The 21,925-nt window shown below is 71.6% G+C and carries 20 protein-coding genes; 7 read left to right on the top strand and 13 right to left on the bottom strand.

What is annotated here, in order from left to right:
* Positions 1-145: 145 nt before the first annotated feature.
* Complete coding sequence (locus ACZ62B_RS32090) at positions 146-3,421, bottom strand: LamG-like jellyroll fold domain-containing protein (protein WP_468724744.1); 3,276 nt, start codon at positions 3,419-3,421, stop codon at positions 146-148.
* 304 nt (positions 3,422-3,725) lie between these two features.
* On the opposite strand from ACZ62B_RS32090, the gene ACZ62B_RS32095 reads away from it, so the two are divergent.
* Positions 3,726-4,820, top strand: coding sequence for a glycoside hydrolase family 43 protein (locus tag ACZ62B_RS32095; RefSeq protein WP_468724741.1), 1,095 nt, complete (start codon positions 3,726-3,728; stop codon positions 4,818-4,820).
* Between the two features lies 1 nt (position 4,821).
* On the opposite strand, the gene ACZ62B_RS32100 is transcribed toward ACZ62B_RS32095, so the two are convergent.
* Together ACZ62B_RS32100 and ACZ62B_RS32105 are read right to left on the bottom strand one after the other, a co-directional pair.
* Positions 4,822-6,003 carry a GDSL-type esterase/lipase family protein gene (locus ACZ62B_RS32100; RefSeq protein WP_344562445.1) on the bottom strand — a complete coding sequence of 394 codons (1,182 nt, stop codon included), beginning with the start codon at positions 6,001-6,003 and terminating at the stop codon, positions 4,822-4,824.
* A gap of 47 nt (positions 6,004-6,050) precedes the next feature.
* A complete protein-coding gene (locus ACZ62B_RS32105; RefSeq protein ID WP_344562447.1) occupies positions 6,051-6,623 on the bottom strand; it encodes a TetR/AcrR family transcriptional regulator in 573 nt (190 codons plus the stop codon).
* A gap of 117 nt (positions 6,624-6,740) precedes the next feature.
* Here ACZ62B_RS32105 and ligA point away from each other — a divergent pair, with 117 nt between their 5' ends.
* The gene (ligA, locus tag ACZ62B_RS32110) at positions 6,741-8,813 is read left to right on the top strand and encodes an NAD-dependent DNA ligase LigA (protein WP_344562448.1); all 2,073 of its coding nucleotides are present in this window, start codon (positions 6,741-6,743) and stop codon (positions 8,811-8,813) included.
* 28 nt (positions 8,814-8,841) lie between these two features.
* On the opposite strand, the gene ACZ62B_RS32115 is transcribed toward ligA, so the two are convergent.
* Together ACZ62B_RS32115 and ACZ62B_RS32120 are read right to left on the bottom strand one after the other, a co-directional pair.
* Positions 8,842-9,279, bottom strand: coding sequence for a nuclear transport factor 2 family protein (locus ACZ62B_RS32115; protein WP_344562449.1), 438 nt, complete (start codon positions 9,277-9,279; stop codon positions 8,842-8,844).
* Positions 9,280-9,593: 314 nt separating this feature from the next.
* A complete protein-coding gene (locus ACZ62B_RS32120; protein WP_344562452.1) occupies positions 9,594-10,352 on the bottom strand; it encodes a hypothetical protein in 759 nt (252 codons plus the stop codon).
* Positions 10,353-10,496: 144 nt separating this feature from the next.
* Here ACZ62B_RS32120 and ACZ62B_RS32125 point away from each other — a divergent pair, with 144 nt between their 5' ends.
* Complete coding sequence (locus ACZ62B_RS32125; protein ID WP_344562454.1) at positions 10,497-11,030, top strand: VOC family protein; 534 nt, start codon at positions 10,497-10,499, stop codon at positions 11,028-11,030.
* Here ACZ62B_RS32125 and ACZ62B_RS32130 read toward each other — a convergent pair.
* On the bottom strand, positions 11,014-11,484 hold the full coding sequence (locus ACZ62B_RS32130) for an Lrp/AsnC family transcriptional regulator (protein WP_344562790.1): 471 nt from the start codon (positions 11,482-11,484) through the stop codon (positions 11,014-11,016). The genes ACZ62B_RS32125 and ACZ62B_RS32130 overlap by 17 nt on opposite strands.
* An 85-nt stretch (positions 11,485-11,569) precedes the next feature.
* Between ACZ62B_RS32130 and ACZ62B_RS32135 the strand changes: the two genes are divergently transcribed.
* A complete protein-coding gene (locus tag ACZ62B_RS32135) occupies positions 11,570-12,478 on the top strand; it encodes an SMP-30/gluconolactonase/LRE family protein (RefSeq protein WP_344562456.1) in 909 nt (302 codons plus the stop codon).
* Positions 12,479-12,885: 407 nt separating this feature from the next.
* On the top strand, positions 12,886-13,536 hold the full coding sequence (locus ACZ62B_RS32140; protein WP_469693045.1) for a phosphoribosyltransferase: 651 nt from the start codon (positions 12,886-12,888) through the stop codon (positions 13,534-13,536).
* Here the strand turns inward: ACZ62B_RS32140 and ACZ62B_RS32145 are convergent.
* Entirely contained in the window at positions 13,487-14,443 is a 957-nt protein-coding gene (locus tag ACZ62B_RS32145; RefSeq protein ID WP_469693047.1) for a LysR family transcriptional regulator, read from the bottom strand. The two genes, ACZ62B_RS32140 and ACZ62B_RS32145, sit on opposite strands and share 50 nt — an antisense overlap.
* 72 nt (positions 14,444-14,515) lie before the next feature.
* Between ACZ62B_RS32145 and ACZ62B_RS32150 the strand changes: the two genes are divergently transcribed.
* Positions 14,516-14,905 (top strand): RidA family protein, encoded by a 390-nt coding sequence (locus ACZ62B_RS32150; protein ID WP_344562462.1) that lies wholly within the window; start codon positions 14,516-14,518, stop codon positions 14,903-14,905.
* Positions 14,906-14,929: 24 nt separating this feature from the next.
* On the opposite strand, the gene ACZ62B_RS32155 is transcribed toward ACZ62B_RS32150, so the two are convergent.
* From ACZ62B_RS32155 to ACZ62B_RS32175, 5 genes are all read right to left on the bottom strand, one after another.
* Positions 14,930-15,727: a VOC family protein gene (locus ACZ62B_RS32155; protein WP_344562464.1), complete on the bottom strand. Its 798-nt coding sequence runs from the start codon at positions 15,725-15,727 to the stop codon at positions 14,930-14,932.
* A gap of 31 nt (positions 15,728-15,758) precedes the next feature.
* The gene (locus tag ACZ62B_RS32160; RefSeq protein WP_344562466.1) at positions 15,759-16,019 is read right to left on the bottom strand and encodes a hypothetical protein; all 261 of its coding nucleotides are present in this window, start codon (positions 16,017-16,019) and stop codon (positions 15,759-15,761) included.
* A 134-nt stretch (positions 16,020-16,153) separates the two neighbouring features.
* Positions 16,154-17,299: an RNA polymerase sigma factor gene (locus tag ACZ62B_RS32165; RefSeq protein WP_468885216.1), complete on the bottom strand. Its 1,146-nt coding sequence runs from the start codon at positions 17,297-17,299 to the stop codon at positions 16,154-16,156.
* 8 nt (positions 17,300-17,307) lie between these two features.
* The gene (locus tag ACZ62B_RS32170; RefSeq protein WP_073934052.1) at positions 17,308-17,715 is read right to left on the bottom strand and encodes a YciI family protein; all 408 of its coding nucleotides are present in this window, start codon (positions 17,713-17,715) and stop codon (positions 17,308-17,310) included.
* Positions 17,716-17,833: 118 nt separating this feature from the next.
* A complete protein-coding gene (locus ACZ62B_RS32175; RefSeq protein WP_344562469.1) occupies positions 17,834-18,148 on the bottom strand; it encodes a hypothetical protein in 315 nt (104 codons plus the stop codon).
* A 165-nt stretch (positions 18,149-18,313) separates the two neighbouring features.
* On the opposite strand from ACZ62B_RS32175, the gene ACZ62B_RS32180 reads away from it, so the two are divergent.
* Complete coding sequence (locus tag ACZ62B_RS32180) at positions 18,314-18,781, top strand: hypothetical protein (RefSeq protein WP_469693049.1); 468 nt, start codon at positions 18,314-18,316, stop codon at positions 18,779-18,781.
* Here the strand turns inward: ACZ62B_RS32180 and ACZ62B_RS32185 are convergent.
* Entirely contained in the window at positions 18,778-21,789 is a 3,012-nt protein-coding gene (locus tag ACZ62B_RS32185) for a 3-keto-alpha-glucoside-1,2-lyase-like domain-containing protein (protein WP_469693050.1), read from the bottom strand. The two genes, ACZ62B_RS32180 and ACZ62B_RS32185, sit on opposite strands and share 4 nt — an antisense overlap.
* Between the last annotated feature and the right edge of the window lie 136 nt (positions 21,790-21,925).

Genomic DNA, 21,925 nt, shown 5'->3' on the forward strand with positions numbered 1-21,925 from the left:
AGCACCACCAACCCGCCCCCCCCCCCCCCCCCTAACGCCGACACCGCTTGGGAGTGGTATTCCCCCCCTCCCGGGGGGGGGGGGGGGGGGGGTTCTTCCCCCCCCCCCCCCCCCCCCCCCCCCCCCCACCCCGCCGTCAACGGGGCTACCGCTTCTCCCCGTTGTGGAGCGCGCTCACCTCCTCGGCGGTGAGCGCCTTGTCGTAGGCGTGGACCTGGTCCACCGCGCCGTCCCAGAAGTCGGTGTTCTCACCGTTCCACTGGGCGCGGCCCACGGCGAGGGGGCCGGTGGCGACGTAGGCGGGGCCGGCGGTCGCGGTCGACGCGAGCTCGCCGTCGACGTAGAGCCTGATCTGGTCGGTGGCGTCGTCACGTACGCCGACGAGGTGGTACCAGCGGCCGGTCTCCGGTGTGGTCTCCAGCCGTGCGCGCTGCCCGTCGGGCGTGCTGAAGGCGAACGCGCCCTGGCCGTACTGCAGGTAGAAGGGGCTGGCCTGGCGCCGTCCGTCCTGGCTGACGGCGGTGGCGTAGTTGCCGGGCAGGGAGTCGAGACTGACCCAGGCGGAGACCGTGTAGCTGCCGGTGGTGTCGAGCACCGGGCCTTCGGTCTGGGCGTACTGTCCCTGGCCGTCGAACTCCAGCGCGCTGCCGCTGACTCCGGTGGTCCAGGTGGTGCCCTCGCTCAGCGTGAGCGGCTTGTCGTTCGGGCCGTCGTCCTTCGCGGTGGTGCCGGTGCCCTCGTCGAGGGACCAGGACCCGCCGCCCTCGAGCGGCTCGCGGTCGCCCGCCGCGGCGCCGGCCGCGATGACCTCGCGGTTGATCTCGCGCACCCGGACCGGGTCGACCTTGATCTCCCGGCGGTCGTAGGTGTAGAGGCCGTTGAGTTCGTTCTCCAGGTCGGTGATCTGCGTGTACACCGAACCGGAGAGTTCGGCGCCGGCCTGGTCGAGGTAGAACTTCTCGGTGTTCTCGACGTACTTGCGGGTCAGCGCCTCCTTGTCGGCGACACCGCTGTAGATCACGGTCGGCGTGCCCGGCCACATGTGGCCCGGGGTGCGCAGGGTGAAGCCGCCGTGCTCGCCGTCCATGGCCGCCCGGTGGTCCGGGAAGGGCGGGTCCTCGTTGTTGTAGTCGTGGTGGTCGATGATGTCGCCCTTGCCCGAGTCACCCTTGGAGTTGCAACAGTTGACACCGCTGTGGGCGTTGACGATCCGGGACGGGTCGGCGGCCTTCACCGACTCGGCGATACGGCCGCTCTCCTCGCGGTTCCACTCGCCCCAGCCCTCGTTGAAGACGATCCAGCCGATGACGGAGGGCGAGTTGTGGTGCTGGCGCATCATCTCGCGGCCCTGGTCGACGAAGGCCTTCTGTCCGGTGGCGTTGGTGATGTTCCCGGAGACGAAGTCCTGCCAGACCAGCAGGCCGAGCTTGTCCGCGTGGTAGAACCAGCGGGGCGACTCCACCTTGATGTGCTTGCGGACGGCGTTGAAGCCGAGCTTCTTGTGCGCCTTCAGGTCGAACGCCAGGGCGTCGTCGCTGGGCGCGGTGTAGAGGCCGTCGGGCCAGAAGCCCTGGTCGAGGGTGGCGAGGGAGAAGACGGGCTTGCCGTTGAGGACCAGCTTTTGGTAGCCGCCGACCTCCTCGATCCCGATCTCGCGCATGCCGAAGTAGCTGCCGACCCTGTCGGTGGACCTGCCGTCCTTCAGCTTGACGTCGAGGTCGTAGAGGTAGGGGTCGTCCGGGCTCCACAGGTGCTGCCCGGCCACGCGCAGGTCCAGCTCCTCGTTGGCCGGTCCGCTGACCCGGCCGACGACCTTGCCGCGGGCGTCGCGGGCCACGGCCTCGACGCGGGCGTGCTCGGACGCGCCCTCGGACTCGACGGTCACCGCGAGGGTGCCGGTGTCGATGTCGGGCGTGGTGACGACGTTGTCAATGGAGGTTTCGGCGACGGGCTCCATCCAGACGGTCTGCCAGATGCCGGACGACTGGGTGTAGAAGATGCCGCCGGGGTTGGTGGACTGCTTGCCCATCGGCTGGTTGGCGCCGCCGGTGTCGGTGACCGCGACGACGATCTCCTGCTTGCCCCGGCCCTTGATCGCGTCGGTGATGTCGGCGCTGAAGGCGTTGTAGCCGCCGGTGTGTTCGGCGACCTTCCGACCGTTGACCCACACGGTGGCCTGGTAGTCCACGGCACCGAAGTTGAGCTTCAGCCGGTCGGCCCTGCCGCTCTTGCCGACCTTCCAGCTCCTCGGCACGTCCACGAGCTTGCGGTAGAACATGTGGTCCTCGTGCCGCTCCAGCCCGGAGAGCTGCGACTCGACCGGGAACGGCACGATGATCTTCTCGTCCAGGTCCTTGCCGAAGACCGGCTGCTCGCCGGCCTCGGCACCGCTGAACTGCCAGGGTCCGTTGAGGTTCTTCCACTTCGAGCGGACCTGCTGCGGGCGGGGGTACTCCGGCAGCGGGTTGTCCTTGTCGACCTTGTCGCCCCACGGGGTGGTGATGCGGTGGGTGGACGTGTTCGTGGCGTAGCGGACGATCCGGGGCACGGTCTCGCCGCCGGTCTTGAGGCCGCCCTCGCCGTCGTAGGTGAACCGGACCTGCTGGTTCTTCTGGATCGGCTCGGAGAGCGTGATCAGGAGGGAGTCGGGGTCGTCGGGGGCGGCCGTCACCGACTTGACCGGCATGGCGGTCGTGTCGGCTTCGATCTTGAGATGGCCGGCCACCTCGGCGAGGCCGCTCACCGGGTCCTCGAACCGGGCGCGCAGTCGCCGCCCGTCCTCGGTGACGGCCGGTTCCACCGGGAAGACCTCGAAACCGGCGGGCGGGGTGAACGCCGTCGTCGGCACGAGCTGCTTGGGCATCGTCGGCGTCGACCAGCGCAGGAACATGTTGGCGCCGCCGACGTCCTGGAACATCTCCATGCGGAAGTCGTGCTTCTCGCCGGCGGTCAGCCTGATCGCCGCGCTGGTCTGCTCCTTGTCCCAGTCGCCCACCCAGTGGTCGATGACGGGCTCGTCGTCGATGAACAGCCGGAAGCCGTTGTCGCCGATGGCGTGGAAGGTGTATTCACCGGTCTCCGGTGCCTCGATCTGCCCGGTCCAGCGGGCGGTGGTGTGCTCCGTCCGCCCGGTCAGCTCCTCGAAGGTGCTGGTCAGCCCGGAGAAGTTGATCTGCGGCTCCAGCAGGGTGCCGCCGAGTTCGGCGAAGTCCCGGGCGCCCGGTGCCGACATGCTGAAGTACTCGCCCTTCAGGCCGTGCACCACGACATCGGCGTCGGCGGCGGTCGGGCCGGCGGACACTTCGGCGATCGGCACGGCGGCCGACGCGGCGGGCGCCAGGGCGCCCGTGGACAGGGCCAGGGCGGTCACGGTCAGCAGCGCCCACGATCTGGTTCTCGGGCGGGTGAGTTGTCTTGTCATCGGACCTTTCCTCGCGCAGAAGGCATGGGGTCAGGACGAAACAGAGGTGGCCGTCGGCTCGGCCGTCCCTTCATTCCAACGTTGGAAATCCGGTGTGCAGCGGAATGACAACACGCCGCCCGACGGCTGTCCAGGCTTCGCACACAGTTGACGGTCCGTCAGCGTACGGACTCGCGCGGTGCGATGGGGGTTCGCGCGGCGGCGACCGGACTCCACGACTCTATTGACATGCTCGCCACCAGTCATCATTCTGTGGAAGCGGATTTCATCGATGTAAACCTCGGCGTGGAGGTGACGGGACACGATGGCCGGGCTTCCCCGCGGGACGAAGGGCCCCTCTCGCCGTCCGGCCGGGGCCCTCGGCTTCGTGCTGTCCGGCGTTCTCGCCGCCGCGCTGACCCTGACGTCCGCCGAGCCCGCCCGGGCGGACCGGACCGGTCTGCGCGCCGCGGACCCGAGCGTGCTCCGGGTCGGCGGCACCTACGTCTCCGTGCAGTCGGCCGGCGGAGGCATCGTCGTACGGCAGGCGTCCTCCACGGCGGCGCTGGACTCGGCGACCCCGCGGCAGGTGTGGTCGGACACACGCGGTCGCGGTGAGGTCTGGGCCCCGGAGATCGTGCGGGACGGCGGCCGCTACTACATCTACTTCACGGCCGGGCGCGGAGCGGCCCACCGGATGTACGTGATCAGCTCGGCCAGCCCCGACAGCGGCTACTCCGCCGAGACGAAACTGGCCCTGCCGGACGACAAGTGGGCCATCGACGGGACCCCGTTCACGTTCAACGGTCAGCGCTGGTTCGTCTGGTCCGGCTGGGCCGGGGACACCGACGTCGAGCAGAACCTGTACATCGCCCGGATGAGCGGCCCGACCACGCCGACCGGTGCGCGGCACATCATCTCGCAGCCCCGGGAGAGCTGGGAGCGGGTGGTCGGCGACCCGTTCGTCAACGAGGGCCCCGAGCCCGTCGAGGACCCGGACGGGCAGCTGCACATCGTGTACTCCGCCAACGGCAGCTGGAGCGACCGGTACTGCCTGGCCGACCTGCGGCTGCGGGCCGGCGGCGACCCGACGTACGTATGGGACTGGTACAAGTCCAACGGCTGCCTGTTCGGCTCGCACCGCGCCACGATGATGGCCGGCTGGGACCCGACGCTGCACGTCGACGGGCCCGGCCACCACAGCTTCGTCCTGCTCGACGGCGACATCGGCACCAGCCCGCCCGCCGGGCCGCGGTTCCCGCTGATGTTCCACGCGGTGCCGAAGGGCACGCCGTACACGTGGGAGAACCGATACTGGTACACGGGCACGTTCTGCTGGTGGGGCGACACCACCTACAGCCGCGCCGACGTTCCCGGGCCGAACACCGACACCGGCTGGAGCCTGAAGTTCTTCGAGTAGGTCACTCCTCGGCCTGCGCGAACGGGCCGTCTTCGGCCGCGAAGGCGTGGGCGGCGAAGCGTTCACCGATGCGGCGGTGCGCGGCCGCGTCGGGGTGGAGCCGGTCGGGCAGCGGCAGTTCGGCGTGGTCCGCCTCGCCGTAGAGGTCACGGCCGTCGAGGTAGTGCACGTTCGGGTCGTCGGCCGCGCGCTGCGTCACGATGCGCTTCAGCTCGTCGCGGATGACGCCGAGCGTCAGCTTGCCCTCGGCCCGCTCCCCGGGATCACCCGCGGCGGTGAACAGGAGTCGCCCCTCGCCGAGTCGGCTGAAGTCGTAGGCGGTGGGGCCGGGCGTGTCCTCGTGGATGGGGCACAGGATCGGCGAGACGACCAGCAGCGGCGCGGTGGGGTGGCCCTCGCGGACGGTGTCGAGGAAGCCGTGGACGGCCGGGGTGAAGGCGCGCAGCCGCATCAGGTCGGCGTTGACCAGGTTGATGCCCAGCTTGACGCTGATCAGGTCGGCGGGCGTGTCGCGCATGGTCCGGGCGACGAACGGGTCGAGCAGGGCGCTGCCGCCGAAGCCCAGGTTGACCAGTTCCACGCCGCCCCGTGCCGCGGCGAGCGCGGGCCAGGTCGTGGTGGGGCTCGCGGCGTCGGAGCCGTGGCTGATGGAGCTGCCGTGGTGCAGCCAGGTCCTGCGGCCGGAGGCGGGTGCGGGCTCGACGGGGGCGTCGGTGCGCAGGGCGACGAGTTCGGTGGTCTCGTTGTGCGGCAGCCAGATCTCGACGGTCTTGTCGCGCTCGGGCAGGCCGGTGAAGCGGAGGGTGCCGGCGGGGCCGGTGGTGTGTTCGACCGCTCCGGTGCTCATGTCGATGGTCAGGGTGTTGCCGCCGGTCGCGGTCGCCCGGCCGGCCGGGCGTCCGTCGACGAGCAGGTCGTACTGGCCGTCCGGGCGGGGCGGGGCACCGATGTAGACCCGCTTGGTGGGCAGCGTGTCGAGTTCGACCGCGGTCGCCCGGGTGCGGAAGACCAGTCGTACGCCGGAGGGCTGGGACTCGGCCATGGCGAGCTGTCCGTCGGTGTTCCGGGCGCGGGCCCGGGCGGGCAGGCGGTGGGGCAGGATCCCGTTCGCCGTGGGCTCCAGGTCGAGGGCACCGCGTACGAGGTCCGCGGTGATGGGGGCGGTGTGCGAGGTGGAGGGCATGGTTTCCGTCCGTGGGTCGGGGCGGCTCCGAGGGCCGGGAGTCGTGGTCAGGGCGTGGGCCAGTTGCGCAGGAGGGCGTCGAGCGCGTCAAGGACGCGTGACCAGGTCTCCTGTGTGTCGGGGGCGCTGTGGCTGAACCCTCCGCCCATCTCGATGCTGACGTAGCCGTGGAAGACGCTGCCCAGCAGGCGGACCGCGTGGGTCTGGTCCGGTTCCGTCAGGTCGTAGCCGCGCAGCAGGGCCCGGGTCATCTGTGCGTGCCGCACTCCCGCGCTGCCGGCGGCCGCTTCCGGGCTGAGCCGGAACTGGGCCGCCGCATAGCGTCCGGGATGCTCCCGCGCGTAGTCGCGGTAGACGTTCGCCAGCGCGGTCAGGGCGTCCTTGCCGGCCCGTCCGGCCAGGGCGTCGGCGGCACGGTCGGCGAGTTCCTCCAGGGCGAGCAGCGCGATCCGCGTCTTGAGGTCCTGGGAGTTCCTCACGTGGGAGTACAGGCTCGCCACCTTGACGTCGAAGCGCCGGGCGAGCTCGGAGACGGTCACCCGGTCGAAGCCGACCTCGTCGGCGAGCTCCGCCCCCGCTCTGGTGAGGCGTTCCGCCGTCAGTCCCGCACGTGGTGCCATAGCCATCCTTCCAATCAACTAAATCGAGTATGCATTCACCTAATGGCTTTAGGCAAACAGGCCGGGTGTGATGCCCGTCGGACCCCGTTGTCAGTGGTGGGAGGCAAGATGCGACGCATGACAACACCTGCAGCAGTGATCGTGGATGCCGCCGCCTACGCGCAGGCGGTCGAGGACGCCGTGCGTGCGGCCGCCGCCTACTACGAGGGCGGCACCTCGGCGCTGGACGACGACGCCTACGACCGGCTGGTACGAGGGATCGCCGACTGGGAGGCGGAGCATCCCGACGGGATACTCCCCGACTCCCCCACCGGGAAGGTCGCCGGCGGGGCGGTGGAGGGCGACGTGCCGCACACGGTGCCGATGCTCAGCCTCGACAACGTGTTCTCCGCGGAGGAGTTCACCGCCTGGACGGCCTCCCTGTCCCGTCGTACCGGACGGGAGGCGACACGCTTCAGTGTGGGTCCGAAGCTGGACGGGCTCGCGATCGCCGCCCGGTACAGCGGCGGCCGGCTCACCCGGCTGATCACCCGCGGGGACGGGACGGCCGGGGAGGACGTCTCGCACGCGATCGGCACCATCGAGGGGCTGCCCGAGAAGCTGGACGAGCCGGTCACCGTGGAGGTGCGCGGCGAAGTCCTCATGACGGCCGCCCAGTTCGAGCACGCCAACGAGGTGCGCACCGCTCACGGCGGGCAGCCGTTCGCCAACCCGCGCAACGCGGCCGCGGGCACCCTGCGGGCGAAGGAGCGCGTCTACACGGTCCCGATGACGTTCTTCGGCTACGGTCTGCTGCCGCTGCCCGACACCGACCCCGTCCTCGCCGAGAAGCTGAACGAGCTCGCGCACAGCGAGCTGATGGCGCTGGCCGGCGGTCTCGGGGTGCACACCAGCGCCCGGACCGCCGTCCCCGAGGTCGTCGCCGGGACCGTCGAGGAGGTCCTGGAGCGGGTCGAGGAGATCGCCGCGGTCCGCGCCGAGCTGCCGTTCGGCATCGACGGGATCGTCGTCAAGGCCGACCTCGCCGAGGACCAGCGGGCCGCGGGGTCCGGCTCCCGCGCGCCGCGCTGGGCGATCGCCTACAAGCTGCCGGCCGTGGAGAAGATCACCCGGCTGCTGGAGGTGGAGTGGAACGTCGGCCGTACGGGCATCATCGCGCCGCGCGGCGTCCTCGAACCGGTCGTCATCGACGGTTCCACCATCACCTACGCCACCCTGCACAACCCGGCCGACATCACCCGCCGCGACCTGCGCCTGGGCGACCACGTCATGGTCCACCGGGCGGGCGACGTCATCCCCCGCATCGAGGCGCCGGTGGCCCATCTGCGGACGGGTGAGGAGCGGCCGATCGAGTTCCCGGCACAGTGTCCGCGCTGCGGTTCGGACATCGACACCGGTGAGGAACGCTGGCGGTGCGCCCAGGGCCGCAACTGCCACCTGGTCGCGTCCCTCGCCTACGCCGCGGGCCGCGACCAGCTCGACATCGAGGGCCTGGGCGCCACCCGCGTGGTGCAGCTCGTCGACGCGGGCCTGGTGGCCGATCTCGCCGATCTGTTCACCCTGCGGCGCGAGCAGTTGCTCGCCCTGGAGCGGATGGGCGAGACCAGCACCGACAATCTGCTCGCCGCGCTCGCCAAGGCCAAGGAACAGCCGCTGTCACGGGTGCTGTGCGCGCTGGGCGTGCGGGGCACCGGCAGGTCCATGTCGCGGCGCATCGCCCGCTACTTCGCCACCATGGACCACATCCGCGCGGCCGACGCCGACGCCATGCAGCGGGTCGACGGCATCGGGGCGGAGAAGGCCCCGTCGATCGTCGCGGAGCTCGCCGAACTGGCCCCGCTGATCGACAAGCTGGCCGCCGCCGGCGTCAACATGACGGAGCCCGGCGCCACTCCCCCGCCGCCCGCCGGTTCCGAGGAGGACGCCCCGGCCGAGGGCGGCCCGCTGGCCGGGATGACGGTGGTGGTCACCGGCGCGATGACCGGGAAGCTGGAGAAGCTCTCCCGCAACGAGATGAACGAACTCGTCGAACGGGCCGGCGGACGCTCCTCCTCCAGCGTCTCCAAGAAGACCGCCCTCGTGGTCGCGGGCGAGGGCGCGGGCTCCAAGCGCGCGAAGGCCGAACAGCTCGGCATCCGCCTCGCCACCCCGGAGGAGTTCGCCGCCCTGGTCGCCGAACTCCTCGACTGAGCCGGCCGCCGGGGCCCGTGCCCGCCCGTCAGGGGGCGCAGGCCCCGGCGATGGACAGGCTGTTCTCGTAGAGGTGGTGCCGGGTGATCCGGCCGCCCTCCACGGTGAGGCGCAGGGCGAACGGGCCCTGGAAGGACCGTCCCGTCGCCCGTACCGTCCCCGACAGATGCCCCATCAGGACCGCGTCCTTCCCGTCGACGAGGAAGGCGTCGACGGAGGCGCGCGCGTCCTCGGGCACGGTGTGCTCCATCAACTCCGTGAACTGGGCCGCGCATTCGGCGGCGGTGGACCGCGGGCGGATCCACGGGACGGTGGGGTTGTCGGCGAGCAGCCAGTCGACCTCGTCGGCGAAGACCGCGGCCAGCCGCCCGGTGTCCCCGGCGGACCGGGCGGCGAGGAACTCCCCCACGACGGCCCGGGTGATCTCGGCGGAACTCTCGTCGGTGACACTGGAGTCGATGGACATGACGCTCCCCTCTCGGCTGCGGCCCGGAGTCCGGCGCGGGATCTCCGTGGACGTGCCCGATCCTGCCGGAGGGGGAAGGAGCGGGTCGATTACCTCGGACGTCATGCCCGGCCCATGCCTTCTGCGGGGTTGTGCCGTGCCCGCGGCGCCCTGTGCCGTGAACGCGTCCGCGCGCTGTCGGACCCACTGGGTGAAGGGGCGGGCCGGGCGTCCGGTGACTCCGGTGACTCCGGTGACTCCGGTGACTCCGGTGACTCCGGTGGCAAGGATCTTCTGGATCCGCGTCGTGAGACCGACCGCATGAGGGCTCGCGGTCAGGTTCCGTCCGCGAGCCGCGCGCCGTCGGGGACGGCCACGGCGAACTGCCGCTCGGGGCCGAAGCGCCTGAACTCCTCGCACCTGCCCTCCGTCGGCTTCAGTTTCATCAGGAGCGGCGGTTCCACGGTGCGCAGATCGACGAGGGACGCCCCGTCCGGGAGACCGGCCGCCACGGCGGCCAGGTCGGGGTCGTCCGTGTCGCGCAGTTCGGCGACGGGGGTGCCGGAGACCGTCACCCGCCGGCGCCAGACCGACTCGCAGGGGAACCGGATGCCGAACTCCCCCTCGTCCTCGTCGTACGCGTCCGGATCGGCCCTGACGCGGTCCGCGAGGGCCAGGGCCTCACGCGCGTGGTCGACGAGGAATTCCGGGAGGGAGCGGGCGCAGTAGGCGTAGGTGTCGAAGAAGTCCGCGGACTGGGAGAACACCGCGCCCCACGCGCCGGTTCCGGGGTGCACGTCGACGAAGAAGTGGTCGCCGGTCGCGAGGGAGAGCAGTACCCGGGTCTCCTCGCCCGGCCCCCACATCCACTGGCGTTCGACCCTGCTGAGCCGGGGATCGAGATGGAGGTGGTCGTCACCACCGATACGGACGGCGCTCACGGCGCGCAGCAACACCCGTATGTCGTCCGGCAGCCGGGGCTCCGCCTCGGTCAGCTCGGCGTCCGTGGCCCCGGGTTCGAGCGTGAACACGTCCGGCAGGCGCCGCTCCAGCTCCCGCAGCGCCTCGATCGCGTCCCGCGCGGTGACACCCATCGTCGTCCTCCCCGGTTCGGTGCGGTACGCCGACGAGCGTACGGACCGCCTCGGACAACGGGTACGCCCGGCCGTCGAGGTCGGGATCCGGCCTACTTGCCGCCTACCGTCGTGGGCGACCGACACCGACGGAAGGAGACCGTGATGGCCGAGCGGACCGGCGCCGCGCCCGAGGGGTACACCAGCGTGGCGCCCTGGGTGGTGACCGACGACACCGGGGCGTTCCTCGACTTCGTCGCCCAGGCGTTCGACGGCGAGGAGCTCGGGCGGGTGGCGACCGAGGACGGGTCGATCGGGCACGGTGAGATCCGGGTCGGCGACACCGTCGTCCTGGCCTTCGACCGGCGCGCGGACTGGCCGGTCCTGCCGAGCCTGCTGCGGGTGTTCGTCGCCGACGCGGACGCGGCGTTCTCGCGCGCCGTCGCGGCCGGCGGCCAGGTCGTCACACCGCCGGCGGACAACGCCTTCGGGCAGCGCGGAGGCCGCGTCAAGGATCCCTTCGGGAACATCTGGTGGGTGGTCTGCCACGTCGAGGACGTCTCCGAGGACGAGATGTGGAAGCGCCTGCGGGACCCCGTGTACGCGGAGGGCATGCGGGTGGCGCAGGCGACGCTCGACGCCGAGCTCACCGGCCGGCGCCACGGCCGGAGCAGCGCGCCCGTCAGGACGGCCGGCTGACCGGGCCGCCGCGGTTCTCACCGGCGTCCGGCGGGCGTTCGAAGAAGGTCTCCAGGACCACCGTCGCCTGTGTCCCGCTGACCCCGTCGATCGCGTACAGGCGGCGCAGCACGTCCTGCAGGTGCTCGGTGGTGGCGGTGCGCACCTTCACCAGGACGGAGGCGCTGCCCGCGATGACGTGCGCCTCCTGGATCTCCGGCACGGCGGCGAAGTCCTCGGCCCTGTCCCCCATCCACGCCGTGGAGTCGACCAGTACGAAGGCGAGGACCCCGCGGTCGAGTGCCGCGGGGTCGACGTCGACGGTCGTGGCCCGGATGACGCCCTGCTCGCGCAGCTTGCGCACGCGCTCGTGCGCCGCGCCCGCCGACAGGCCGACCGCCGCGCCCAGGGCGGCGTACGGCTGTGTCGCGTCCCGCTGGAGGAGCGCGATCAACCGACGGTCGATGTCATCCAGTTGCCTCACGTGATGACCATATCTGATTCGGCGATACGCGTGTTACGTTGCATCAGATCCTGATCACTCTCTGCGAGGGGACGCCATGCCCGCCAACGGCCCGTACGAGATCCTGGACGACCGCTTCCGCACCGGACGCTGCGCGAACGGCGACAGCAGGCTCGAGGTCCTGTACGACGGCTGCCGCTGGGCCGAGGGCCCGCTGTATCTGCCCGCCTGGCGCCAGCTGGTCTGGAGCGACATCCCGAACGACCGCATCCTGCGCTGGGACGAGGCCACCGGCACGGTCGGCGTCTTCCGCACCCCGGCCGGTCACAGCAACGGCAACACCGTCGACCGGCAGGGCCGCCTGGTCACCTGCGAGCAGGGCAACCGCCGGGTGACCCGCACCGAGCCGGACGGCACCGTGACCGTCCTCGCCGACCGGTACGACGGCAAGCGGCTCAACAGCCCGAACGACTCCGTCGTACGCTCCGACGGCACGATCTGGTTCTCCGACCCGGACTTCGGCATCACCAGCGACTACGAGGGCCATCGCGCCGAGTCGGAGATCGGCGTGTGCAACCTGTACCGGATCGACCCTCTGTCGGGGGACGTCCACCTCGCCGCGGAAGGGTTCGAGGGGCCCAACGGGGTCGTCCTGTCCCCCGACGAGAGCCGGCTGTACGTCTCCGACTCGCGGGCCGCCCGGATCCACGCGTACGGCATCCGGGAGGACGGCACGCTGTCCGACGGCGAGGTCTTCGCCGAGGGCACGGACGGGGTCCACTTCGACAACATCCGCTTCGACGACGAGGGCCGCCTGTGGGCCGCCGCCCTCGACGACGGCGTGCACTGCTACGACCCCGACGGCACCCTCATCGGGAAGCTGCGCGTGCCCGAGCCCGTCTCCAACATCGCCTTCGGCGGACCGAAGAACAACCGCCTGTTCATCACCGCCACCACCTCCCTGTACTCCCTGGTGATGTCGGTGACCGGGGCTCCGCGCCTCTGAACGGGCCGCCCGGGTCCGCACCGTCCGTCCGAAACGCCTGTTTCCGCTACCGCGCCCTGTCGGAGCGGGTCGGCCGGCGGAGGAGCTCCGGCTGGACGAGGTCACGTACCGGTACCCCGGCAAGGACAGGCCCGCCGTCGGCGGTGTCTCGCCGCCCCTGCGGCGGGGAAGATCCTCGCCGCCGTCGGTGTGGACGGCACCGACCTCGTCCACGCCGGGCCGGCCGAGGAGCCTCGACGGCCAGGACGGACGCTCCGGCACCCGCCCCGTGCGGGCGCCTCTCACCGGTGGGCCGGAACAGCCGGGCGGACTTCGGCATCCGCCGCGCACTCCGTCGTGACGCCCGCAGGTGAGTGGCGGGGCGATGGCGGTTACCCGGCACGGGTGGCCGAGGAAGGGAGCGAGCCGTGCGATTCCAAAGCCGGGCGCATGCCGGACAGGAGCTGGCCGTCAGGATGCTGGAGTGGGCGAGCAGCGGTGATCTCGCGAACGTGACCGTGCTGGCGCTGCCGCGCGGTGGCGTTCCGGTCGGGGCGGAGATCGCCCGCGCGATGCAGGTGCCCCTGGATGTCCTGGTGGTCCGCAAGATCGGGGTTCCCGGATCTCCCGGGGTGGGTGTCGGGGCGATCGCCGGGGACGATCCCCCGGTCTTCGACCGTACGGGACTGAGGGCCATGGACCTCTCGGAGGACAAGCTCGGCGCCGAGGTGGCCCGGGCGCGGGTCGAGCTGCACCGGCGGGAGGGTGTCTACCGGGGCGGGCGTCCGGCCCCGGACATCAGCGGTCACAGCATCGTGGTCGTGGACGACGGGCTGGTCACGGGGGTCACCGCCCGCGCGGCGCTGCGGCACCTCCGGCGCGGCGACCCGCTGCGGCTGACGCTGGCGGTGCCGGTGTGCGGTCACGAGACCGCCGCGGCGCTGCGGGACGAGGCCGACGACGTGGTCTGTCTGTACCAGCCGCAGCGGCTGCGGTCGGTCGGCGAGTGGTACGAGGACTTCCACCAGGTCACCGACCAGGAGGTACTGGACGCCCTGCGGGAACTGCACCCGGCCTAGGAACCTCTTGGCCGACAATGGCCAACAGGTTCGCGACCAGCGGGTCCGGGTCGTTGCTCCGCCAGGCGACGGCGACGCGGGTGTGGGCCGTGCCGGGGGCGACGGCGCGGAAGGCGACGCCCTTGAGGCGGATGCGGCGGATGCTCGCCGGGGCCAGGGAGACACCGAGACCGGTCTCCACCAGGGCGCACACGGTCTGCCACTCCACCGCGTGCTGGGCGATCCGGGGGGTGAAGCCCGCCTCGGCGCACAGGCCGGTGATCCGGTCGTAAAGCCGCGGGCCGACTTCGCGGGGCAGAAGCACGAACGGCGAGTCCGCCAACTGGTCCAGGCGCACGGTGCGCTGGGCGGCGAGCGGGTGGGCCGTCGGCAGGACGGCGACGAACGGCTCGGTCAGGACGGTCCGGAAGCCGATCTCCGTCTCCCCGTCGGGGGGTTCGCGCAGCAGGCCGATGTCGATGGTCCCCTCGCGCAGGGCGGCGATCTGGGGCGCGGTGGTCATCTCGTGGATGTCCAGGCGCACATCGGGGAACCGCTGCCGGAAGGTGCGCAGCAGGCCGGGCAGGACGGTCAGGGCGAGGGAGGCGGCGAAGCCGATCCGCAGGCGGCCCGCCCGGCCGCTTCCGGCGGCGCGGGCGGCGGACAGGCCGTCCGTGAGGTCGGCCAGGGCCCGTCGTACGGCGGGGAGCAGTTCGCGGCCGGCCGGGGTGAGGGTGACGCGTCCCGGTTCCCGGTGGAACAGCGGATGTCCGACCTTCTCCTCCAGGCGGCGGATCTGCTGGCTCAGCGGTGGCTGGGCGATGCCCAGTCGGGTGGCCGCGCGGCCGAAGTGCAGTTCCTCGGCGAGTACGGCGAAGGCGTGCAGCTGCGGCAGCGGGAGCTCGGGGCGAGGCTCGGGACGTGTCATACGCCCAGGGATATCAGGTCATGCCTCTTCCGGTATTAGACGTATCGGTGCTGGTCACATAGCGTCCCGCGTATGACAGAGCGACGTGCGATCCTCAGCGGCTCGACGTTCGAGGAGCAGATCGGCTACGCCCGCGCCGTGGTCCACGGCGACTGGGTGCATGTGTCCGGGACGACCGGCTTCGACTACACCACCATGACGATCTCCGACGACGTGGTGGAGCAGGCCGAGCAGTGCCTGCGCAACATCGGGGCCGCGCTGGCCGAGGCGGGGTGCTCCTTCGCCGACGTGGTGCGGGTGCGCTACCTCCTGCCCGACCGGGACGACTTCGAGCCCTGCTGGCCGGTCCTGCGCCGCTGTTTCGGCGACGTCAGGCCGGCCGCCACGATGCTCATGTGCGGTCTGGCCGATCCGCGTATGAGGATCGAGATCGAGGTGTACGCGCAGCGGCCGGCCCGGTGACGGCCGGCCCGTCGTCCCCGGCGTTCAGCTCTCGGCCGGGGTGAGCACGACGAAGTCCGCGCCGAAGGGGTCGAGGCAGACGGCCAGGCGGCCGACGCCTTCCGCGTCCTCCGGTCCCATCTGCACGCTCCCGCCGTTCCCGGTGACCTCGGCCACCGCGGCGTCGCAGTCGGTGACGTTGAAGACCGGGTGCCAGTACGGCCGCCCGCCCGCCGGGGCGAGGTCCTCCTTGCGGACCTCCATGAGGCCGCCGTGCATCCGCTCCTCGGGCAGTCCGGCCGGGGTGATCAGGGTGTAGGTGCCCTCGCCGCCCGGCATCTCCATGTCGCTGAACCGCCAGCCGAGGACACCGCCGTAGAACTCCTTCGCGGCCGCCGCGTCGCTGGTGTACAGCTCGGTCCAGGACAGGGAGCCCGGCTGGTCCACCAGGTCGACGCCCTTGCTCTCCCCCGGCTGCCAGACGGCGAACTGGCCGCCCAGCGGGTCGCTGTACTGTGCCATCCGCCCCCATTGTTCGAGGTCCATCGGCGGCACCCGCACGGTGCCGCCGGCGCGCTCCACCGCCTGGGTCGTGGCGTCCGCGTCGGCGACGGTGTAGTAGATCATCCAGGCCGGGCGGGCGCCCTCCTCGGTGAGCTTGCCGAGTCCGGCGACCATCTTGCCGTCCTTGCGGAACATCCCGCCTTCCATGTCCTCCCCGTCCCCCATGGGCTCGTAGTCCCAGCCGAGGACCGCGCCGTAGAAGGCCGCGGCGGCCCGGACGTCGGGGGACCCGAGGTCGAGCATGCAGGGGGAGCCGGGGGCGAAGTCAGTGGTGATCACCGCGATGTCCTTTCGCTGAATCCCTTTGACCTCAGCGTGCCACCGGGCACTGACACTCGCCCTTCGGCTGCTCCTTCCCCGCCGCCTCGCGCTTCGTGAACGGCAGCACGAGCCGGGAGGGGTGCGCGGCGTCCCGGTAGATCTTGTGGGTGACGGGGCGGCCGACCGGCAGGTGGAAGGCGTCCGGCGGCGGCAGCGCGTTGTGCGCGTCGGCGAGCGGTTCGCCGTTGGAGAGTTCCGCGACCAGTCCGTGGCCGGGCGGGAACGTCGCCGCGGGGGACGTTCCCGGCACCGGGAGGCCCACGGCGGAGGGCGTCGTACCGGTCGACGCGCGGCCTCGTCCGCCCCGGCTTTCCGCTTTCCGGGCCGGGGACCGGCATGGTCCCGAACCCCGGCCGAGTGGTCAGGGCTTCGCCGTTCGGCGTGTCAGCGGGGCCGGCGGGAGTTGAGCCGGGCGGCCTGGCGTGTCAGGTGGGCGCGCTCGGCGAGGTCGGGTGCCTTGTGGGCCGCCTCGGCGTACAGCCGTGCCGCCGTCGCCGGGTCGCCGTCGCGCTCGTGGAGGTAGGCCGCCACCGCGGTATGGCGGGGCAGGGAGGCGTCCAGCTCCGCGAGCGCCGCCAGCCCGGCGCGCGGCCCGTCGGCCTCGCCGACGGCGACCGCGCGGTTGAGCCGGACGACCGGGCTGTCGGTCAGTCGCGCGAGTTCGTCGTACCACTCGACGATCTGCACCCAGTCGGTCTCCCCGGCGGTGGGCGCGTCGGCGTGGAGGGCGGCGATGGCGGCCTGGGCCTGGAACTCGCCCAGCCGGTCGCGGGCGAGGGCCGCCTGCAGGATCCCGATGCCTTCGACGATCGCCCCGGTGTCCCAGCGGCCGCGGTCCTGCTCCGCGAGCGGCACCAGGCTGCCGTCGGGCGCGGTGCGGGCGGCGCGCCGGGCGTGGTGGAGCAGCATGAGGGCGAGCAGCCCCGCCGCCTCGGGGTGGTCGACGGCGGCCGCGAGCTGCCGGGTGAGCCGGATGGCCTCGGCGGCGAGGTCGACGTCCCCCGAGTAGCCCTCGTTGAAGACGAGGTAGAGGACGCGCAGCACGGTGGCGACGTCGCCGGGCCGGTCGAAGCGCACGCCGGACACGGTGCGCTTGGCCCGGCTGATGCGCTGCGCCATGGTCGCCTCGGGCACGAGGTAGGCGCGGGCGATCTGGCGGGTGGTGAGTCCGCCCACGGCGCGCAGGGTGAGCGCGACCGCGGAGGACGGCGTCAGCGACGGGTGGGCGCACAGGAAGTAGAGCTGGAGCGTGTCGTCCGCGTCGGGTGCGGGCCCGGGTGCCGGTTCCTCGTCGACGCGGTCCTCACGCCGGCGGCGGGCGGCGTCCGCCCGCGTCGCGTCGAGGAACTTGCGCCAGGCCGTGGTGATCAGCCAGCCCTTGGGGTCCCGCGGCATGTCGGCGGGCCAGACACGGATCGCCTCGACCAGCGCGTCCTGTACGGCGTCCTCGGCCGCCGCGAAGTCGGCTCCGCGGCGGACCAGGATGGCGAGGACGCTCGGTGTGAGGCTGCGGAGCAGGGCCTCGTCCATGGGTGGGGTCACTCCGTGATGGTGGGCGACACGCCGTAGAACGGGCGCAGCTCCAGCCACTCGTGGATCGGCTTCCCGCCCGCCCCGGGGGCGGCCGACAGTTCCCCGGCCAGCTCGACGGCGCGCTCGTAGTCGTCGACGTCGATCACCATCCAGCCGGCGATGAGGTCCTTGGTCTCGGCGAACGGGCCGTCGGTGACCGGCGGGCGTCCCTCCCCGTCGTACCGGACCCATGTGCCCTCGGGGGCGAGCGCCTGGCCGTCGACGAACTCGCCGGTCTTCTCCAGCCGGGCCGCGAAGTCGTTCATGTACTGGATGTGCGCCGAGATCTCCTCGGGCGTCCACTGGTCCATGGGGACGTCGTTGACCGCGGCGGGAGCGCCTCGGTAGTGCTTCAGCAGCAGGTACTTGGCCATGGTGTGCTCCTCGGTTCCGGTACGGCCATTGTGGTCGTGTTCACCCCGGGGACGGAGCCGGACGCGGGTTCTCGACATCTCCGCCGGAATTTTTTCCGGGTTCTCGTGCCGGGTCCCGTCAGGTCGGCAGCCGCACCCGGCTCGCGCCGAGTTCGTCGGGCATCCGGTCGCGGATGAGCTTCCAGTCGGCACGGTGCCAGGGCCGGGCGACGTAGTCGAGCCGGGACATGGCGAGTACGCCCCGGAAGCGGCGCTGGTGGGGCTCGAACCGTCCGGCCGCCGTCAGCCCGTCCTCGATGTCGCCGATGGCCTCCTCCAGCCGGCGCTCGACCAGGTCGGTGAGTTCCGGGTCGATCACCGCGGCATCGCGGCCGCTGCGGATGATCGGCCGGACGGCCGGCCGGATGTCGGCGGTCCGCCGCGGCCACGCCATGATCGCGTCCGGTGTCCCCTCGGCGACGGTGGCGACGAGGTCCCGCGCCGTCGAGTCGTTCCTGCAGCCGGGCGGCCGTGATGCCGTACGCCTCCAGGACGCGGACCCGTCGTGGCCGGGGCGAAGACGCCGTGGTCGGTGTAGACGCACCTGACCGTCGGCTCGGTGACGGCCGTGGCGCTGAACAGCGTGCCCCCGCACCTGGCGGGCATGGCCGGCGCCACCACCGACATGCTGCGCGACCTCGGTTTCGCGCTCGGCCCCGTCGTCGTCGGCGCGGTCGCCCTCAGCGGCGCGGGGTCGGCGTTCACGGCGAACCTGCCGGGTGCGGGCCTGACGCCCGGCGAGGCCGCCGTGGCGGGTGAGGCCGCCCGGGCCGGCGGGCCGATCGCGGTGGACGGCCTGCCGCCCGGCGCCCCCGGATCGACGGCGCACGGGCTCGCCCTGGACGCCCTGGGCAGCGGCTTCGGCACCGCCTGTCCGGTGTGCGGGGTGGCGGCGGCCGTCGCCGCGGCCCTGACCGCCTTCGGCATGACCGGGATCCGCGCCCGCCGCTCCTCGGAGGACGAGGCGTCCGGTGTTCTGCCGTCCGCGCCGGACGACAGGACACCGGACCCGGCCGTCGCGCGCTAACTCAGCGGTTCGATGCGGATGTTGCGGTAACGGACCTTGTTGCCGTGGTCCTGCAGCCGGATGGCTCCGGCTGCGGGACCCTCGGCGATCCCGCCGCCCGTGGGGCCGTCGACGGTCACGTCGTCGTGGATCTTCTTGCCGTTCCACACCACGGTGACCCGCGCGTCCGACGTCTTGTTCCCTTCGGCGTCGTAGCGCGCCGCGTGGAAGACGATGTCGTACGACTGCCAGGTCTCGGGCGCGCGGGCGGCGTTCACGTCGGGGGCCTTCTTCAGATAGATCGCTCCCGCTTCGTTGGTGGCGGGTGTGGTGTCCCCGTAGGAGTCCAGGATCTGGAGCTCGTAGCGGTCCTGGAGGTAGACGCCGCTGTTGGCGCGGTCCTGCCCCGTCACGTCCGGGGGCAGCTGGGGCAGCCAGTACTCCACGTGCAGCTTGAAGTCGTCGTAGCTGTCCTTGGTGCGGATGTCCCCGCAGCAGACCTCCATCGCGCCGTCGGTGACGGGCCACTCCACGGGGCGCCCGTCGGTGTGCTGCCACCGCTCGAGGCCGTCGCCGTCGAACAGGCCGACCGGCCTGCCGTGCCGGTCGACGCTGAGGAGGTCGAGGTTGACGTGGCCGGTGTCGCCCTCGTCGTACCGGTAGGCGATGCTGTTGTGCCCGGCGCGCAGTCTCAGGGTCTCGGTCTGCGTCGACCAGGTGTCCCAGTCACCGGTGCTGCGGAACTCGGTCTGCTTCACCTTCCGGCCGTTGACGTACAGGGAGAGGGACTTGGTGCCCTGGAAGGGGTTCGGGCCGTTGGAGTAGCGCAGCCCCAGGTCGTACGTTCCGCTCCTGCGCACCTCGACGTCGAAGGTCGTGGTGGCGCCCTGGGTGCCGTACCGGTCGACGAAGCCGCTGCCGGAGTAGCCCCGGTGGTCGGTGTTGATGCCGGCCGCGCCGGTGAGGGCCGCCTCCTCGGCCTCGTACAGCGGGCCCGGTGCGGGCTGCCTGCCCGGCATGGCGTTGAGGGTGTACCAGGCCTCCGTGCTCCACAGGGTCTCGCCCGACGCCGAGCTGAACGGGCGCGGGGAGCGGAGGTGCACGACGCGGCCCGGCTTGAGTCCCTCGACGGCCAGGGTCACCTTCTTGCGGTCGCGAGACAGCTTGGCCGAGGTCACCTCCAGGGTCTCCTCGGCGATCTTGGGTCCGCCGTAGTCGCGCGTCGGGGTGTAGCGCCACTGTTCGGCCTCGTAGTGGCTGACAAGGTCGTCGGCGGTCTCCTGTGACAGCGGCTGGGTGTACTCCAGCTCGAAGCCGCCCTTCTTCACCCGCATGGCCTGGATGTCGAAGGTGTTGCCGCCGTTCGGCGTCAGCTTCTGGAGGCCGTACCTGAGCTTGCCCTCCTGGCCCCAGTTGCCGTCCGCGCCCAGACCGCCCGCGTAGATCGCGCCGTCGGGGCCCATGGTGATCCGGTTGACGCCGGCTTCGAGGCCCTGGGTGAAGCGGAAGACGGCACCCTGGTACTGGCCCTTGACCTTCTCCAGGTAGGCGCGCTGGAGACCGCCGTAGGTGACGTCGCCGAACAGCATCTGCCCCTTGAACCTGCCCTTGGTCAGGTAGAGCGGGTTACTGGGCGAGTTGGCGATCTCGTTCTGCGGGAGCCAGAGCACCGGCTGGGTCACCGGCTCGGAGTCGAAGGGGCCCGCGGGGTTGGTGTAGTGGTTGAAGAAGCGGTCCTGCTCGATGTGGACCAGCTTCGACGAGGGGAGCCAGCCGCCCTGGTTGTCGGTGGCGAAGATGTCACCGCCGGGGCCCCAGCCGATGCCGTTCGGGGTGCGCAGGCCACCGGCGATGTAACTCACCTCGCCGGTCTTCCTGTCGACCTTGATGGTGGCGCCGCGACCGGGTGCGGGCTGCGGGTCCGTGGTGGCGCCGCCGTAGTCGATGGCGACGGAGAGGTTCAGATAGAAGTAGCCCTCGCGGTACAGCAGTCCGAAGGCGAACTCGTGGAAGTTGCCGCCGTAGGGCCAGGTGGCGATCGTCCTGAACTCGTCCATGACGCCGTCGCCGTCGCTGTCGCCCAGCTCCGTCAGCTCGTGCTTCTGGGAGACGAAGATGGTGCCGTCGACGACCTTGAGGCCCATCGGCTCCTTGAGGCCCTCGGCGATCTTCGTGGCCTTCACCTTGTCCGGGCCGGTGGTGCCGGTGACCTCGTCCATGACGTAGACCTCGCCGGCGGTGTTGTCGGTGCCGCCCCAGGTGCTCACCACCAGACGGCCGTCGGGCAGCCAGTCCATGCCGGTGACCTGCGGTTCGAAGCCCTCGGGGCGCAGGTCGGTGAGGGTGTGGTCGGGGCGCACCGAGTTGAGCGGGAGGCCGTCGCCCGGCGAGTCCCTGATGCCCTCGCACTCCTTGCGGCCCGGGGCGGTGACGCGGACCACGCCGGCGTCGGTGCTCAGGGCCGCGTTCGGCACGGTCGCGAAGTCGCTCGCGCCCGGCGGCCGCCAGGCGAGGTGGAGCACCTGGTCGCCACCGCGCTCGAAGTGGTCGATGCGCAACGCGTGCATGCCCTCGGTGAGTTGGACGGTGCCGTCCTTGGGTTCGGCGCCGTGCAGCCCGTCGTGGTCGATGACCACCTGATCACCGATCAGCAGCCGTGAGCCGTCGTCGCTGGAGAGCCGGAAGGTGTACGAACCGTCGGCCGGCACATGGATGTTGCCGGTGACCTGGGTGACGAAGTTGTCGCCGAACCCGCCGAAGTCGCCGGTCGTGCTCCAGTCGACGGTCGGCATCAGCTTGTCGACGTTGGGGGTCTGTCCGGGCTTGAGCGTGCAGATCTTCTCGAGCGGGACCTGGACGTCGAAGACGCGCAGGGTGACTCCGGGCTCCTGGGGCGGGACGTCGGCCCGGGACGCGAAGTCCGGCCGGGCCGATGCCAGGGGGGCTCCCCAGAGCCCGCCCGCGACGAACGCGCCGACGAGCAGTCCTGTCAGGGATCTTCGGGCGCGCCGGTACAGCCGTGCGTCCATGCTTCCTCCTGCTGAGTCGACCGGAGGGCCGGATAACTCCGGTGCCGAATGGGCGAAACGCCAACGGTTGCGGCCGACACGCTAGGAGACTTCTGCTCAACCCGTCCATACTTTGTCATCGATGAGTTCAAAGTCC

The organism is Streptomyces sp. NPDC053426 (assembly GCF_055585405.1).

Bases quoted from the DNA above. Each gene is read 5' to 3' on its own strand.
- ACZ62B_RS32135 (WP_344562456.1), top strand. From the start codon at position 11,570: ATGCCCGCCAACGGCCCGTACGAGATCCTGGACGACCGCTTCCGCACC.
- ACZ62B_RS32125 (WP_344562454.1), top strand. From the start codon at position 10,497: ATGGCCGAGCGGACCGGCGCCGCGCCCGAGGGGTACACCAGCGTGGCG.
- ACZ62B_RS32170 (WP_073934052.1), bottom strand. From the start codon at position 17,715: ATGGCCAAGTACCTGCTGCTGAAGCACTACCGAGGCGCTCCCGCCGCG.
- ACZ62B_RS32165 (WP_468885216.1), bottom strand. From the start codon at position 17,299: ATGGACGAGGCCCTGCTCCGCAGCCTCACACCGAGCGTCCTCGCCATC.
- ACZ62B_RS32090 (WP_468724744.1), bottom strand. From the start codon at position 3,421: ATGACAAGACAACTCACCCGCCCGAGAACCAGATCGTGGGCGCTGCTG.
- ACZ62B_RS32115 (WP_344562449.1), bottom strand. From the start codon at position 9,279: ATGTCCATCGACTCCAGTGTCACCGACGAGAGTTCCGCCGAGATCACC.
- ACZ62B_RS32150 (WP_344562462.1), top strand. From the start codon at position 14,516: ATGACAGAGCGACGTGCGATCCTCAGCGGCTCGACGTTCGAGGAGCAG.
- ACZ62B_RS32120 (WP_344562452.1), bottom strand. From the start codon at position 10,352: ATGGGTGTCACCGCGCGGGACGCGATCGAGGCGCTGCGGGAGCTGGAG.
- ligA (WP_344562448.1), top strand. From the start codon at position 6,741: ATGACAACACCTGCAGCAGTGATCGTGGATGCCGCCGCCTACGCGCAG.
- ACZ62B_RS32095 (WP_468724741.1), top strand. From the start codon at position 3,726: ATGGCCGGGCTTCCCCGCGGGACGAAGGGCCCCTCTCGCCGTCCGGCC.
- ACZ62B_RS32175 (WP_344562469.1), bottom strand. From the start codon at position 18,148: ATGGCGTGGCCGCGGCGGACCGCCGACATCCGGCCGGCCGTCCGGCCG.
- ACZ62B_RS32105 (WP_344562447.1), bottom strand. From the start codon at position 6,623: ATGGCACCACGTGCGGGACTGACGGCGGAACGCCTCACCAGAGCGGGG.
- ACZ62B_RS32100 (WP_344562445.1), bottom strand. From the start codon at position 6,003: ATGCCCTCCACCTCGCACACCGCCCCCATCACCGCGGACCTCGTACGC.
- ACZ62B_RS32185 (WP_469693050.1), bottom strand. From the start codon at position 21,789: ATGGACGCACGGCTGTACCGGCGCGCCCGAAGATCCCTGACAGGACTG.
- ACZ62B_RS32145 (WP_469693047.1), bottom strand. From the start codon at position 14,443: ATGACACGTCCCGAGCCTCGCCCCGAGCTCCCGCTGCCGCAGCTGCAC.